General features: G+C 63.1%; 13 protein-coding genes and 1 pseudogene. 3 read left to right on the forward strand and 11 right to left on the reverse strand.

Features of this window, described 5'->3' with window-relative positions; translation table 11 throughout:
• Together HCZ87_RS15730 and HCZ87_RS15735 are read right to left on the reverse strand one after the other, a co-directional pair.
• On the reverse strand, positions 1 to 837 hold an 837-nt coding region (locus HCZ87_RS15730), incomplete at its 3' end, for a quinone-dependent dihydroorotate dehydrogenase (protein WP_167645185.1).
• A 73-nt stretch (positions 838 to 910) separates the two neighbouring features.
• Positions 911 to 1,249 carry a DUF952 domain-containing protein gene (locus HCZ87_RS15735; protein ID WP_167645187.1) on the reverse strand — a complete coding sequence of 113 codons (339 nt, stop codon included), beginning with the start codon at positions 1,247 to 1,249 and terminating at the stop codon, positions 911 to 913.
• A 191-nt stretch (positions 1,250 to 1,440) separates the two neighbouring features.
• Between HCZ87_RS15735 and HCZ87_RS15740 the strand changes: the two genes are divergently transcribed.
• Positions 1,441 to 3,015, forward strand: a complete 1,575-nt coding sequence (locus HCZ87_RS15740) for a bifunctional metallophosphatase/5'-nucleotidase (protein ID WP_167645209.1) — start codon at positions 1,441 to 1,443, stop codon at positions 3,013 to 3,015.
• Positions 3,016 to 3,120: 105 nt separating this feature from the next.
• On the opposite strand, the gene HCZ87_RS15745 is transcribed toward HCZ87_RS15740, so the two are convergent.
• Complete coding sequence (locus HCZ87_RS15745) at positions 3,121 to 3,648, reverse strand: GNAT family N-acetyltransferase (protein ID WP_254868666.1); 528 nt, start codon at positions 3,646 to 3,648, stop codon at positions 3,121 to 3,123.
• Between the two features lie 153 nt (positions 3,649 to 3,801).
• Here HCZ87_RS15745 and HCZ87_RS15750 point away from each other — a divergent pair, with 153 nt between their 5' ends.
• Entirely contained in the window at positions 3,802 to 4,104 is a 303-nt protein-coding gene (locus HCZ87_RS15750; RefSeq protein WP_167645191.1) for a DUF1992 domain-containing protein, read from the forward strand.
• Between the two features lie 34 nt (positions 4,105 to 4,138).
• Here HCZ87_RS15750 and selD read toward each other — a convergent pair whose 3' ends face one another.
• Genes selD through HCZ87_RS15785 form a run of 7 tightly spaced genes read right to left on the reverse strand, consistent with a single transcriptional unit; the run spans position 4,139 to position 12,412 of the window.
• Entirely contained in the window at positions 4,139 to 6,250 is a 2,112-nt protein-coding gene (gene selD / locus HCZ87_RS15755; protein ID WP_167645193.1) for a selenide, water dikinase SelD, read from the reverse strand.
• Positions 6,251 to 6,298: 48 nt separating this feature from the next.
• Positions 6,299 to 6,679 (reverse strand): Na+/H+ antiporter subunit G, encoded by a 381-nt coding sequence (locus HCZ87_RS15760; RefSeq protein ID WP_167645195.1) that lies wholly within the window; start codon positions 6,677 to 6,679, stop codon positions 6,299 to 6,301.
• Positions 6,680 to 6,689: 10 nt separating this feature from the next.
• Positions 6,690 to 6,959 carry a K+/H+ antiporter subunit F gene (locus HCZ87_RS15765; protein ID WP_167645197.1) on the reverse strand — a complete coding sequence of 90 codons (270 nt, stop codon included), beginning with the start codon at positions 6,957 to 6,959 and terminating at the stop codon, positions 6,690 to 6,692.
• Positions 6,956 to 7,453, reverse strand: coding sequence for a Na+/H+ antiporter subunit E (locus HCZ87_RS15770; protein WP_167645199.1), 498 nt, complete (start codon positions 7,451 to 7,453; stop codon positions 6,956 to 6,958). The genes HCZ87_RS15765 and HCZ87_RS15770 overlap by 4 nt, the downstream gene beginning before the upstream one ends.
• On the reverse strand, positions 7,453 to 9,126 hold the full coding sequence (locus HCZ87_RS15775; protein WP_167645201.1) for a monovalent cation/H+ antiporter subunit D: 1,674 nt from the start codon (positions 9,124 to 9,126) through the stop codon (positions 7,453 to 7,455). The genes HCZ87_RS15770 and HCZ87_RS15775 overlap by 1 nt, the downstream gene beginning before the upstream one ends.
• On the reverse strand, positions 9,123 to 9,479 hold the full coding sequence (locus tag HCZ87_RS15780; protein WP_167645203.1) for a Na+/H+ antiporter subunit C: 357 nt from the start codon (positions 9,477 to 9,479) through the stop codon (positions 9,123 to 9,125). Before HCZ87_RS15780 ends, HCZ87_RS15775 begins: the two co-directional genes overlap by 4 nt.
• 2 nt (positions 9,480 to 9,481) lie before the next feature.
• Entirely contained in the window at positions 9,482 to 12,412 is a 2,931-nt protein-coding gene (locus HCZ87_RS15785; RefSeq protein WP_167645205.1) for a monovalent cation/H+ antiporter subunit A, read from the reverse strand.
• A 310-nt stretch (positions 12,413 to 12,722) separates the two neighbouring features.
• On the opposite strand from HCZ87_RS15785, the gene HCZ87_RS15790 reads away from it, so the two are divergent.
• A complete protein-coding gene (locus HCZ87_RS15790; protein ID WP_167645207.1) occupies positions 12,723 to 13,565 on the forward strand; it encodes a PHB depolymerase family esterase in 843 nt (280 codons plus the stop codon).
• Positions 13,566 to 13,638: 73 nt separating this feature from the next.
• Here the strand turns inward: HCZ87_RS15790 and HCZ87_RS15795 are convergent.
• Positions 13,639 to 14,189: pseudogene (locus HCZ87_RS15795) on the reverse strand (glucans biosynthesis glucosyltransferase MdoH); the annotation flags it as partial.

The following is a 14,189-nucleotide window of genomic DNA, read 5'->3' on the forward strand; positions in this document are numbered from 1 at the left end:
GTCCAGGCGCTGCGAGAGCTGTGCCAGAACCCGGGTTGATTTCTCAAACAGCGGCGCGCCGGAAAGGCCCCCAGCCTCTGCCCGATGAGCACTGCGCAGACCGTCGCGGGCCAGGGTGGTATTGGTGGCGATCACCGCGTCGATGCCGCTCTCGCGGGCCACTTCGGCGATATCATCGAGCCCGGCCTCGTCGAGATCCGGCGCGATCTTGAGAAACACCGGCACCCGGCGCGCCAGCTCTTCGCGCACCTCCATCACCCCGGCCAGAAGCGCCGAAAGCGCTGCCTTGCCCTGAAGGTCGCGCAGTTTTTCGGTGTTGGGCGAAGACACATTGACGGTGGCAAAATCCAGATGTGCGCCGCAGTGGCGCAGCACCGTGGCGAAGTCCTGCGCCCGGTCGGTGCTGTCCTTGTTGGCGCCGAGATTGAGCCCGATGATGCCGCCCTGCGGGCGTTGTGCCAGCCGCGCGGCAATCGCCTCCATGCCCTGATTGTTAAAGCCAAAGCGGTTGATCGCGGCGCGATCCTCGGTCAGGCGGAACAGGCGGGGTTTGGGGTTGCCCGGCTGAGGGCGCGGCGTTGCGGCCCCCACCTCGATAAAGCCAAAACCGGCCTCGCTGAGCGGCGCCAGCGCTTCGGCGTTCTTGTCAAACCCGGCGGCCAGCCCGACCGGGTTGGGTAGTGCCAAGCCTGCGACTACGCAGCGCAGCCGGGCGGAGGTTGCGGGGCCGGGGCGCGGCGTCAGACCGGCCTTCAGCGCCTTGATCGACAGCCCATGGGCCGCTTCGGGATCCATCCTATGCATCACCGCAAGCGCGAGTTTTTCAGACAGCTTCATGTCGCGGGGCTCCTCTTTGCCACGTTGTGCAACCCTATATGCAACCCTATTGCACCTGCCGGAGCAGTGTCGCTCAGACCATCTCGGCGGGGAATTGATGGGTGCCATCGACCAAGGGCAGCGGTTTGACCCAGAGCATCTCTGCCAGTTTAAGCGGGCGATAGAGATGGGGAAACAGCGCCCCGCCGCGCGAAGGCTCCCAGATCAGGGCCTCGCCCATTGCCTCAGCGTCAAAGGCCAGGAGCATCAGCCCCTCGGCGCCGGCAAAATGTTTCGCGGCGGTCTCTGCGGCCTGGGTGGCGGTGGAGAAATGGATGAACCCGTCCGCGAGATCGACGGGCGCGCCATTGGTTTCACCGGCGGCCTCGAAGGCGCGCCATTCATCGGTGCGGAAAATCTTGTATATCAGCATGAGACCCCTCATGCCCGCAGAGCGTGGGTGGCGCAAGAGCGCTTATGCAACAGGCAGCGCAAAGTTTCCCCTGCGTCGACATGGCGCTGTCATGTAAGTTTGGTTTTGACTGTTTGGGCAAAGATCCCGAATATCGGCGGATATAACAGCTGCCGGTTGGGTGGTATAACAAGGTGAGGGAATATCTCATGATCATGACACGAATTTTGACCTCTGTGGCGGCGCTTGGTCTGACCGCAGGTCTGGCCGCGGCGGACTATAAGCTGACCATCCTGCACACCAATGATTTCCATGCGCGGTTTGAACCGATCAGCAAGTATGACAGCGGCTGCGATGCCGAGAGCAACGCCGAGGGCAAATGCTTTGGCGGCTCCGCGCGTCTGGTGACGGCAGTGGAGGAGGCGCGTGCGCGTTCCGACAACTCCATCCTGGTGGATGGCGGAGATCAGTTCCAGGGCACGCTGTTTTACACCTACTACAAGGGCAAAGTCGCCGCCGAGATGATGAACAAGCTCGGCTATGACGCGATGACCGTGGGCAACCATGAATTCGACGATGGCCCCGAAGTGCTGCGCGGCTTTATGGATGCGGTAGATTTTCCGGTGCTGATGTCGAACGCGGATTTCTCGGCCGAGAAAGCACTGTCTGACAAGCTGCTGAAATCCACCGTTATCGAAAGAAACGGCGAGAAGATTGGCCTTATCGGCCTTACGCCAGAGGACACGGACGAGCTTTCCAGCCCTGGCGCACATGTGCATTTTTCCGATCCCGTGGCCGCCGTGCAGGGCGAGGTTGACCGGCTGACCGCCGAGGGCGTGAACAAGATCATCGTGCTCAGCCACTCCGGCTATAAGGTCGACCAAAAGGTCGCGGCGGAAACCACCGGCGTGGACGTGATCGTGGGTGGCCACACCAACACCTATCTCTCCAACGTGTCGGATCGTGCCGAAGGCCCTTATCCCACCATGGTCAATGATGTCGCCATCGTGCAGGCCTATGCCTATGGCAAGTTCCTCGGCGAGCTGAACGTGACCTTTGACGACGAGGGCAATCTGATCGAGGCGGTGGGCGAGCCGCTGATCATGGATGCCGCCGTAACCGAGGACGACACCACGGTTGCCCGCATCGCCGAACTGGCCGTGCCGCTGGACGAGATCCGCAACAAGGTGGTCGCCTCCGCCGAAACCGCCATCGAGGGCGACCGCAGTGTTTGCCGCGCGATGGAATGCTCCATGGGCAATCTGATTGCCGATGCGATGCTGGACCGGGTGAAGGATCAGGGCGTCACCATCGCGATCCAGAACGGCGGCGGCGTGCGCGCCTCCATTGATGCGGGCGATGTGACCATGGGCGAAGTGCTGACCGTGCTGCCGTTCCAGAACACGCTTGCGACCTTCCAGATCACCGGGGCCACCATGGTGGAGGCACTGGAAAACGGTGTCAGCCAGATCGAAGAGGGCGCAGGCCGCTTCCCGCAGGTTGCCGGGGTGAAATTCACCTTTGACGCTGCCAAGGAGCCGGGCGCGCGGGTCTCCGACGTGATGGTGATGGAGGGCGATGCCTGGACCCCGATCGATCCCGCGAAAACCTATGGCGTGGTCTCCAACAACTATGTTCGCAACGGCGGTGACGGCTACAAGATGTTCGCAGGCGACGACAAGAACGCCTATGACTTCGGCCCCGACCTGGCCGATGTGGTGGCCGAATACCTTGCGGAACAAGGCCCCTATAGCGCCTATACCGATGGCCGTATCAGCCAGAAGTAACCCCGCTTAGCGATGTCTTAGCCCCCGGCGGAGCGATCCGGCGGGGGCTTTTTATTGGTGGATGACGCGATTATTAGGATTTTGCGATGGTAAAGAAGGGCACCGCTATTGCGGAGGAAGGCGATAAACCTCGATCTCGCGCCTACAGCTTGGGTCAAGTGTTCTTCGGTCAAATATCATGCCGAGCTTTTGCATGATGCGCCGCGACGCTTCGTTGCCGATTTGATAGATGCTTACGATATCTGTGATGCCCAGTTCGTTCACTCCGAACACAAGCGCCGCTTTTGCGGCTTCGCTCGCATAGCCTTTCCCCCAGCTCGGCTTTGAGAACCTCCAGCCAATTTCCACAGAGGGGAGCACCTCCGGCAAGAACCCCGGCCAGGCATGCCCGGTGAAACCGATCAACTCACCGCTTTGCTTTTCTTCAACTGCGAACAACCCGTAGCCGCGTTCAGCCCAGCTCCTTTGAAATGCGGCAATGTTCCGGGCCGCGTCTTCCGGGCTTCGCGTTTGGCCGTTGCCGATGTATCGCATGACGTCAGGGTCGGCGCAAATCGCCGCAAACGGAGCGTGATCGTCTGACGTCCAGCCGCGGAGAAGCAATCGCTCGGTGGTGATTTGTGGTAGTCTCATGCCCTGCATTAAACACATGCGCCAGTCACGGCCAAGCCCTGCGCGGTCGAGCGCGCGTTGATGCCGCCTTCGTGACGGGGCCTACTATGGTTCGATCTGCTTGGGCACACATCCGCGTTGCCTCGGCGCGGGACCGGGTTTATCTTCGCTGGTATGGACCATCCGCTGATCGACCTTATCAATGCCCGGATTGAAGCTGCCGAACGGGACGGCGCCTTTGACAATCTCGAAGGCGCGGGACGGCCCTTGCCGGCCTGTGATGACCCTGAAAACGCAGTGATGACCCGGATCCTCAAGGACAATGGCGCGGTGCCGGAGGTGGTGTCGCTGAGCCGGGAGCTGGCACGGCTGCGTGAAGAGCTGCGCGAGACCGGGGATCGCAGCAAGCGCCGCCAGATCATTGCCGATCTGTCGATGACAGAGGCACGGCTGGAGCTGGCGCGCAAGCGGGGCTGAGCGGTTTCGTCGGAGGCGGGCGGGTCACGGGGCCTCAGCGCAGGAGGATGCCGTCACCTTGGGGGGTGATACGTCCAATTTCTGCCGCGCGGTAGCCATGGGCACGCAGCCGATGGAGCAGCATCTCTGACAGATCCGCCGGAACCGCGGCCAGCAGCCCGCCTGAGGTCTGCGGGTCAAACAGCAGGGCGCGGGGGCCTGTGCTGGCGATCTCGGGCAGGCGCACGGCATTGGCGTCAAAACCCGGCGCGCGCAGGCCGGTTTCGGCCAGCTCCGCCGCGCCGCGCATCTTGGGGATGGCGTCAAAACGCAGCTCGGCCCCGCGCTCGGATTGTTGGCAGATTGCTTGCACATGACCCAGGAGGCCACGCTCTGCTACGTCGCACATTGCACGGGCCGCCTCGCGCAGGATCTCGCTGGCGCGCTGCTGGCTTTGTTCCATCAGATCCAGCGCGGCAGTGACCCAGCGCCCACGGGCCTGACCGGAGGCCGCGCCCGCAAGCAGGACGCCCGAGCCGAGCGGTTTGGTCAGGATCAGGTGATCGCCGCTCTGTGCCCCGGCCAATGTGACCGGCGTGCGGGGACACAGGCCTGTGAGGCTGACACCCAGCGACAGCGCGGCGCCGGGGGAGGTTTGAACACTGGCGATGGTGGCGCCTGCGGTTTTCATCTCCTGATCCGCAACCTCCATGATCTCGGCGTATTGGCGCTGTTGCAACGCTGCGCTTTGCTGCGGTTGGGTCAGCAGCAGCGTGGCGGCCTGCGGCTCTGCCCCCAGCGCCCAGAGGGGATTGAGCGCGTGCTGCACGGCGATCCGGGTCAGGGTGACGGGATCCGCGCTGATAGCAGGCAAGTGGCGCGCACTGATCAGCTGCATCGCGTCCCCCGCCGTGAGCTGCGCGGCAGTCCCATCGGGTTGCACCGCCACGTCAGGGCGCGCGGCGCCGCGAAATTGGTCGAGCGCCGAGCCAGGGCTGGAAGGATCGGGTGTGGCCGCTTTCTCCGGGGGGCTGACCGTTGCGGAGGTCACCGGCAGGCGCGCGAATTGCGCCATGAACTTGCGGTCGATGTGATCCTTCCAACGCCAGAGCAGCGGGCCGGAAAAACTGCGCCCGTTGCGCTCGGCCAGCGCGGATTTGCGACCCATGGAGACCAGCTTGAGGTAATCTTCCTGCGGCTGATAGCGCCGCATGTTGCCGCCCAATAGCGCGGCCTTGAGGTTGTCACAGAGCACCGGCGCCTGACGCACCGCAAAGACCCCGGCCTTGGGGCGCGGCGCATGGGCCATATGGGCGCAATCGCCCACGGCAAAGACATCGGGATCCGAGGTTTGCAGCTCGGGCGAGACCACCAGCGCGCCCTCGTGTTGGCGCAGCCCGGTGCTCTCCAACCAGCCATAGGCACGCGCCCCGGCGGCGCCGAGGGTGAAATCGCTATGGATCACGCGCCCGCCCTCCAGGTGGATCGCGCCCGCCTCAAGATGGGTGACATGCGCCTGCTCCAGCAGGGTGACACCATAGCGATCCAGCGCCGCGCGCAGGCGGGGCTGGCTTTGTGGTGCGAGCGCCGAGAGCGCAGCGTCGCTGTCCATGAGCGTGGCCGCCGCAAGCCGCCCTTGCTGGCGCAGCGCGTGGGCCATGGCGAGGATCAGCTCCACCCCGGCGATGCCGCCGCCGATACAGGCGATGCGCGCGGGGCCGTCCTGTCGGCAAAAGGCCTCCCACGCGGAGGCAAAGCCGTCGAGGGGTTTGGCCGGAACCGCATGATCCAGAAAGCCGGGCAGATCCGGCATGGCCGAGGTGACGCCGATGTCGATGGAGGCAATATCATAGCAGATATCGGGGCGACCGGGCACCGAGATCCGCTTGCGGATCGGGTCGAGCCCGCCAGCTGCGCCCAGGACCAGCCGCGCGCCGGCGAAACGGGCAAGCTGCACCAGATCAATATCAAGTGCGGCGCGCGCGTAATGTCCGGCGACAAAGCCGGGCAGCATGCCGGAATAGGGCGCGCTGGGGCCGGGATTGATCAGGGTCAGGCGGACGCCGGCCAGGGGCGACATGCCCCACTTCCGCAGCACGAGCGCATGGGCATGGCCGCCCCCCACCAGCACCAGATCTCGGGTCAGCGGGAGCGGGGAAGCTGGCATCGCGGTCGGCCTTGTGGCTTGGCGCGTCCGGGGCAGCCTATGGGGCGATCAGGCCTCTGGCTGCTCGGACGCGGCGTAGTGTTCCGGCTTGTCATGCGTCGCCCAGAGCTTGCATGCGCCCGGGGTCGGCAGATCCTGCGGTTTGGTCTGCTGGTTGATAAAGACCTTGGCAAGGAAATTTGCCGTGACGGGGGCGGTGATCAGCAGGAACAGGGTGATGAGGATCTCATGCACGGAAACATGGCCCTCATAGCTCACCGCGTGGATCATGGACCCGATGAGCACGCCGCCCACCCCGAGGGTGGTGGTTTTGGTGGGGGCATGCATGCGCGACATCGGATCGTTGAGCTTGAGGATCCCGTAGGAGCCGATAAGGCCAAAGAGCCCGCCAACAACAACGCAGATGGTAATCAGGATATCGGAGATCATCTCTGGCGCCTCACTCGATGATATTGCCGCGCAGCAAGAAGCGCGCATAGGCCACGGTGGAAATGAAGCCGAGCATGGCCATGATCAGCGCCGCCTCAAAGAAGATCTCGGTGCCCAGAAGCACGCCGAACAGCACCACCAGCGCAATGGCATTGATGAACATCGTGTCCAGCGCCAGGATCCGGTCGGTGATTTCCGTGGCGGTCAGGATTTTCCACAGGTTGAGCAGGATCGCCACGGCGAAACAGGCAAAAGCGAAGGCATAGGCATATTCGATCATTCGAAAATCTCCTTCAGGCGGGCCTCGTAGCGAGTCTTGATCTCGTCGCGGACCTCATCCGGATCCGGCGCATGCAGGCAATGCACCAGAAGCGAGCGCCCCTGCGCCGAGATATCGGCAGTGAGGGTGCCCGGGGTCATGGTGATGGTGCCGCCAAGGGTGGCAATGGCCTCGGGCGTGCGGATATCCAGCGGGATTTCCACCCAGCCGGGGCGGCGCTTGCTATTGGGCATAAAGACCACGATCTTGGCGACCACGATATTGGCCACCAGAATATCCCAGATCACCAGCCCAAGATAACTGATCAATTTGAGCGGTTTCTTGAGCTTGGGGCGGTCCGGCCAATAGGGCTGGGTTGCCACCGGGATCAACAACCCGAGGAAAAAGCCAAACAGCAGCGAGTTCAGCGAAAAGCGATTGACCAGCAACAGCCAGGTCACGGTCAGCAGCAATGTCAGCAGCGGGTGCGGCAACAGGCGGTTCAGGAGTTTCATCAGTGGCTCTCCTCACTCTGGTCATGTGCCTCGGGGGCGTCGGTGCCGTGGCTGCTCTCGGCGTGGCTATCTGTACCGTGAGAGTCCGCGCCGTGATGGGCATCAAGCACCGGGCGGTCGCGATTGGCCAGTACAGTTTCGATATAGGCCCGCGGCGCAAACAGATCCTGCGCGGTGGCGGCGGCATAGCGGCTCATCGGTCCGGCAAAGAGCGTCAGCAGCACCAGACCCGCAAGCAAGGAGAACACCGCGACAAAGGGCAGGGCGGCCGGGCGCGGGATCGCTGCGGGGGCCTCGCCCTCGGCATAGCTTTCGATCTCGATCTCCGGCTCCTCCATCGTGTCGTGGCTTTGCAGCCCGTGGCTCTTCCAGAAGAGCGCGGTGCCGGCGCGGGCAAACCCCATGATGGTCACAAGCGAGCTGACAAGGATCACGCCCCAGATCCAGATGGCGGTCTGCTCGCTGCGGGCCGCATCAAGGATCATCAGCTTGCCCAGAAAACCCGAGAGCGGCGGCATGCCGGCGGCGGCAATCGCGGCGGTGAAGAACAGCACCGAAATCAGCCCGCTTTGGGGCATGAGCGGCTTGGCCTCGATCTCGCCGCCCTGACGTTCGCGGATCATATCGGCGATCAGGAACAGCGCCGCGGCAGAGAGCGTCGAATGCACGGTGTAATAAAGCGCGGCGGCGGTTGCGGCGGGTTCGAACAGCGACACGGCGGTGGGCAGCGTCCCGATCGAGGGGATCGCGGCAAAGGACATCAGCTTTCCGATCTCTTTGGCACCAAGGATGCCGATGGCCCCCAGCGCGACCGTCAGCAAGGCGGCAGGCAGCAGCCAGTCTCCGACCAGCCCGTCGACCACCGGCACATCCGGGCCAAAGACCAGCGTATACATGCGCAGGATCGAATAGGCGCCGACCTTGGTCATGATCGCAAACAGCGCCGCCACCGGCGCGGGCGCATGGGCATAGGAGGCGGGCAGCCAGAAATGCAGCGGCAGGAGCGCGGCCTTGATGGCAAAGACCAGCAGAAGCATGATCGCCCCGACCCGGATCAGCGCGCTGTCGGCGGCGGGCAGCTCTGCCACACGCACCGCCAGATCTGCCATATTGAGCGTGCCGGTCACCGAATAGATGGTGCCAAGCGCAAACAAGAAGAGCGAAGACCCCAGGAGGTTATAGACCACATATTGCACCCCGGCCTGAAACCGGCGGGTGCCGCCGCCATGGATCATCAGCCCGTAAGACGCAATCAGCAGCACCTCGAAGAACACAAAGAGGTTGAAGGCGTCACCGGTAAGAAACGCGCCCAGGATGCCCATCAGCTGGAACTGATAGAGCGCGTGAAAGTTCTGCCCGCGCTCGTCCCACTTGCTGCCCACCGCATAGAGGTTCACCGCCAGCGCCAGAAGCGTGGTCAGCAGCACCATCATCGCCGACAGCCGGTCCAGCACCAGAACGATGCCAAAGGGGGCCTGCCAATTGCCAAGCTCGTAAACCTGCACGGTGCCGTCATAGGCCTGCGCCGCCAGGGCCAGCGCGATGGCGACCAGAAGGACATTGCTCGCAATGGAGAAAATCCGTTGCAGGTCAATGTGATGGCGCAGGGTCATGATGATAAAGGGTGCCACCAGCGCCGGCAGCACGATAGGCGCAATTAAGAGGTGGTTCATGCGTCCTCTCCCTGCAGGTCGGCCGTGTCATCCATGTTGATATTGTCGTCCTTGGCGCTGAGATAGGCGCCGAGCGAGATCATCACCACCACGGCTGTCATGCCAAAGGAGATCACGATCGCGGTCAGCACCAGCGCCTGCGGCAACGGGTCGGTATAGGTCACATCCGTCGCGGTCTTGTTCAGGATCGGCGGCGCATTGATCACCACCCGTCCGGTGGCGAACAGGAACACGTTCACCGCATAGGACAAGAGCGAGGTGCCAAGGATCACGGGAAAGCTGCGCAGGCGCAGGATCAGATAGATCCCGGCAGCGGTCAGCAGCCCGACGGCTGAGGCAATCAGAAGTTCCATGCTCAGTCCTCTTTTGTTTCGTTGGGTGCCGAAGCCGGCCCCGTGGGGAGCGGCATGGTGTCATAGCCTTGCTCCACCTCGATTTCAGCTGTGCTCGCGTCAGGAATGTCGCGGGCCGGGTTGATGTCGATGGCGTGCTCGGAGGAGATCCCCGGCTGCCAGGCAAAGCGGCTGAGGCTTTCCAGCGCCAGCATCACCGCCCCGACCACCGCGAGGAAGACCCCAAGGTCAAAGAGGGCGGCCGTGGCCAGCTCGAACGGCTCCAGCCCGGGCAGCTGCACATAGCCGAAATCGGAGGTCAGGAAGGGCACCCCGTTGAACCAGGCGCCGATCCCGGTGGCTGCCGCGACCAGCACGCCGGATCCGATGATCCCGTGATAGGGCAGGTGCTGGCGCTCGCTCGCCCAGCCAAAGCCGGAGGCCATATATTGCATGATCACCGCGATAGCCGCGATCAGACCGGCGATGAAACCGCCCCCCGGCAGGTTGTGCCCGCGGAAGAAGATATAAGCCGCGACCATCAGGGCGATCGGCATCATCATCCGCGTTACCACCACCATCAGACCCGGATGGCTGTCACCGGCCTGGTCGATGTCGGGTTTGCGGTTCAGCAGATAGGCACGCACGCGGGTCGAGAGGACCGCTTCGGTCAGGGCATAGATCACCAGCGCGGCAATCCCCAGAACAGTGATTTCGCCAAAGGTGTCAAAGCCCCGGAAATCCACCAGGATCACATTGACCATATTGGTGCCGCCGCCGCCCTTATAGCTGTTTTCGACAAAGAAACCCGAAATCGAGGGCGCGGCGAAGTCCCGCAGCATCAGCGCATAGATAAGCCCGCCGACACAGACCCCGCTGACGATCGAGATCGCCGCGTCGCGCAGTCGGATCAGCGCGGGAGATTCGCGCGGGGTCTCCTTGGGCAGGAAATTCAACGCCAGCAGCATCAGGATGATGGTCACCACCTCCACCGAGATCTGCGTCAGCGCCAGATCCGGTGCCGAGAGGTAGTTGAACGAGAGCGACACCACCAGACCGATAATGCCGATCAGGATCAGCGCGATGAAGCGCTGGCGGTGGAACAGGACGATACAGGCGGTGGCCACGGTCAGGCAGATCCAGCTGATGATCGGCAGGATGCCAAAGCCCTGCATCACCCGCGTCGGCGCGCCAGTGGTGCCGCTGACATAGGCATAGATGCCGATGATCGCGGTAAAGCTGACCATGATCAGCGCATAGCGCGTCAGCGAGCCATCATGCAGCCGCGCGGTCAGAGCCTGTGTCAGGCGGGTCACCGCACCGACGATGGCGTCAAAGATCACCTTGGCCTCGGGCCGGGGCAGCGCGTTCCAGACCCGCTCCAGCGGGGCATGCAGCGCCAGCAGAATGGCGCCACCAATGACGGCTGCGGCAGACATGTACAGCGCCGGGGTGACCCCGTGCCAGAGCTTCAGATGCGCGTGCACATGCTCGTGCGTGACAGCGCCAGCCGCCGCATCGACCAACGGGCCGACCAGCACCGCAGAGAACAGGCCGATGAGCACCACAAGCACCACCAGAAAGGCGGGCGAGGCCCACATGCCAAAGCTCGGGTCATGCGGCTTGGCCGGATAATCGGCACGTTTGGGGCCCAGGAACACATGCGCGATATAGCGCAGGGAATAGGCCACCGAGAACAGCGCGCCAAAGGTCGCCAGCCCGCCGATCACATAGGGGTTTTGCAGCCAATAGGTATGGGAGGCCTGCTCCAGCATCATTTCCTTGGACAAAAAGCCATTGAGCGGCGGAATACCTGCCATAGACAGCGCCGCGACAGTGGCGATGACAAAGGTCACCGGCATCAGATGGCGCAAACCGCCAAGCCGCTTGATGTCGCGGGTATGGGCCTCGTGATCGACAATCCCGGCGGTCATGAACAGCGCCGCCTTGAAGGTCGCATGGTTGATGATGTGAAACACCGCGCCAATCGCCGCCGCCTTGGTGCCAAAGCCCAAAAGCATGGTGATCAGCCCCAGATGCGACACGGTTGAAAAGGCCAAAAGCGCCTTCAGGTCATCCTTGAACAGCGCAATCACCGCGCCGAGCACCATGGTAATGAGGCCGGTGGTGGCGACGATATAAAACCATTCCGGTGTGCCCGCCAGCACCGGCCAGAGCCGCGCCATCAGGAACAGCCCCGCCTTCACCATGGTGGCGGAGTGCAGATAGGCCGAAACCGGCGTCGGGGCTGCCATCGCGTGCGGAAGCCAGAAATGGAACGGAAACTGTGCGGATTTGGTAAAGGCGCCGATCAGGATCAGCACCAGCGCCGGCAGATACAGATCCGAGGATTGGATCGCCTCCCGGTGCTCCAGGATCACATGAATGTCGTAAGATCCCGCGATATGACCGAGGATCAGCATGCCACCGATCATCGCCAGCCCACCCATGCCGGTCACTGTCAGCGCCATCCGCGCGCCCTGACGCCCCTCCGGCAGGTGCTTCCAATAGCCGATCAGCAAGAAGGACGACAGCGAGGTCAGCTCCCAGAAGACCAGCAACAACAAGATGTTGTCAGACAGAACAATCCCGACCATGGCACCCTGGAACAGCAGCAGATAGGTATAGAACTGCCCCATCGGGTCCTGCCGCGACAGGTAAAACCGCGCATAGAGAATGATCAGCAAGCCAATCCCGAGGATCAGCGTGGCAAAGAGGAACCCCAGCCCGTCGAGAAAGAAATTCGCATTGAGGCCAAGCGCGGGCAGCCAGTCGATACCGACCTGCACCACCTCGCCGCGCAGGATCGCGGGCGCATGAAGCATCAGGCCGATAAACGCGAGCCCGCTGGCCATGGCGGCAGAAGACGCTGACGCATTGCGTCCGGCGCGAATAAGAAGCGCGGGAAACAGCGCGCCGAGAAAGGGCAGGGCCGCAATCAAGAAAAGGGACACGTGAGACTCTCCTGGTCGGGCGTTATGTTTTTGGCGGAGGGGACCCGCAAACTCCCCATTAGCTAATGAGTTTTGCGCTATTGATCCAGAGTTTCCGGTCAAAATCTTGGCGGTTCAGCGTGGTAAACAGCCATATGTGACTATCGGACGCATCTTTACGGCAGATCCGGGCGGCGCAGCGCTTCGGGGGCGCTGCACGACGGGATGACAGGAACTTGAACAGCGGCAAGGGCGCAAACGCTCCTTCTGATGCGCGCCCCCGTGCTAAAGGGGGTGTGAGCATGCGACGCTTCAACCGATAGGGGATAAGATGACGACTGTGAAACTGGCCACTGCGCTTGCGGCGCTGAGCGCAACGACCGGCATCGCCTACGCGGGCTGCGGCGCGCAGGAGGCCGCCTGCACCCTGCCTGACGGCAGCTACGAGATAATTCTGCCCGCAGATCATGACGCGCCGGTGCCCGCGGTGATGTTCCTGCACGGCCATGGCGGCTCGGCCAAGGGCGTGATGCGGATGAGCACGATGATCGAGAGCCTCATGGCACGCGGATATGCGGTGATCGCGCCCAATGGCACCGCGCAGGACGATGGCCCCCAGGGGTGGAACTTCATGCCAGGCTCCGCTGGGCGGGATGATTTTGCCTTCCTTCCAGAGGTGCTGGAGGATGCCGCCACGCGCTTTGATATTGATCCGCAACACTCTGTTCTGGCGGGGTTTTCATCTGGTGCCTTTATGGTGAATTACCTCGCCTGCGCCGAACCAGAGAGCTTTGCCGCCTATCTGCCCGTCTCCGGCGGCTTCTGGCGGCCGCAGCCGGAAGATTGCGCCGGACCGGTGCGGCTTTTTCAAAGCCATGGCTGGTCCGATCAGGTGGTGCCGCTGGAGGGACGCATGTTTAATGGCGGGCGCTATATCCAGGGGGATATCTGGGCCGGGCTGGAACTTTGGCGCGACACCAATCATTGCGCCACCCATGCGCCGGACAAAATCTGGCAGCAAGAGGACCGGATGCTGCGCCAATGGGATTGCGGTTCGGGGGCCGAGATCACATTCGAGCTGCATCCCGGGGGGCATATGGTGCCACAGGGCTGGGCGGATCGGGTGATCGACTGGCTGGAGGCCCCGGCAACAGCAGCGGCCCAGACCGACTGATCCTTCTTCTAACTCAAAATATCCCGGGGGTGCGGGGGCAGCGCCCCCGCCACAGGCGCCTGCGGGTCGCGGATCATTCAGCGGCCTGAACCGGCGCCTTGATCCCCTTCAGGTTCTGGCGCAGAAGATCGCGATAGTGCCGCGCCGCCTGGTTGATCTGCGGCTCTTTCAACCCTTCCGCGGTGCCCATCCACCCCTTGGGCAACCGCAGGCTGGACAGCGCCGAGAGCGGCACCGCCAGCACCAGCGAGAGGGCAATCGGCGCGAGCCAAAGCGAGACCAACCCCGCCGCGATCCCGATCCATAGCGCCGCCCCGCTGAGGGTTTCCAGCGCGTGGCATTTCAGCAATGTGGCCAGCCCATAGTGTCCACCCGTGCGGGCCTGCGGCGACCAGCCTTTTTGCAGCCCAAACAGGGTGCGCAAGACTGCGATCATCTGCTGCACCATCAGGATCGGCGCATAGAGAATCGCCAGCAGGATCTCGGTCAGCATCGACAGAACAAACCGTCCCGGCCCGCCATAGCTGGCAATGCGCCGACCGGTCAGCGGCAGTGCGGCAACCGAAAGCACCTTGGGCGCCAAGAGCATCGCATAGATCAGCAGGATCACCGCAACATGGCGGG

Source organism: Phaeobacter sp. HF9A (assembly GCF_011806385.1).
In the GTDB taxonomy this organism is placed as follows: domain Bacteria; phylum Pseudomonadota; class Alphaproteobacteria; order Rhodobacterales; family Rhodobacteraceae; genus Epibacterium.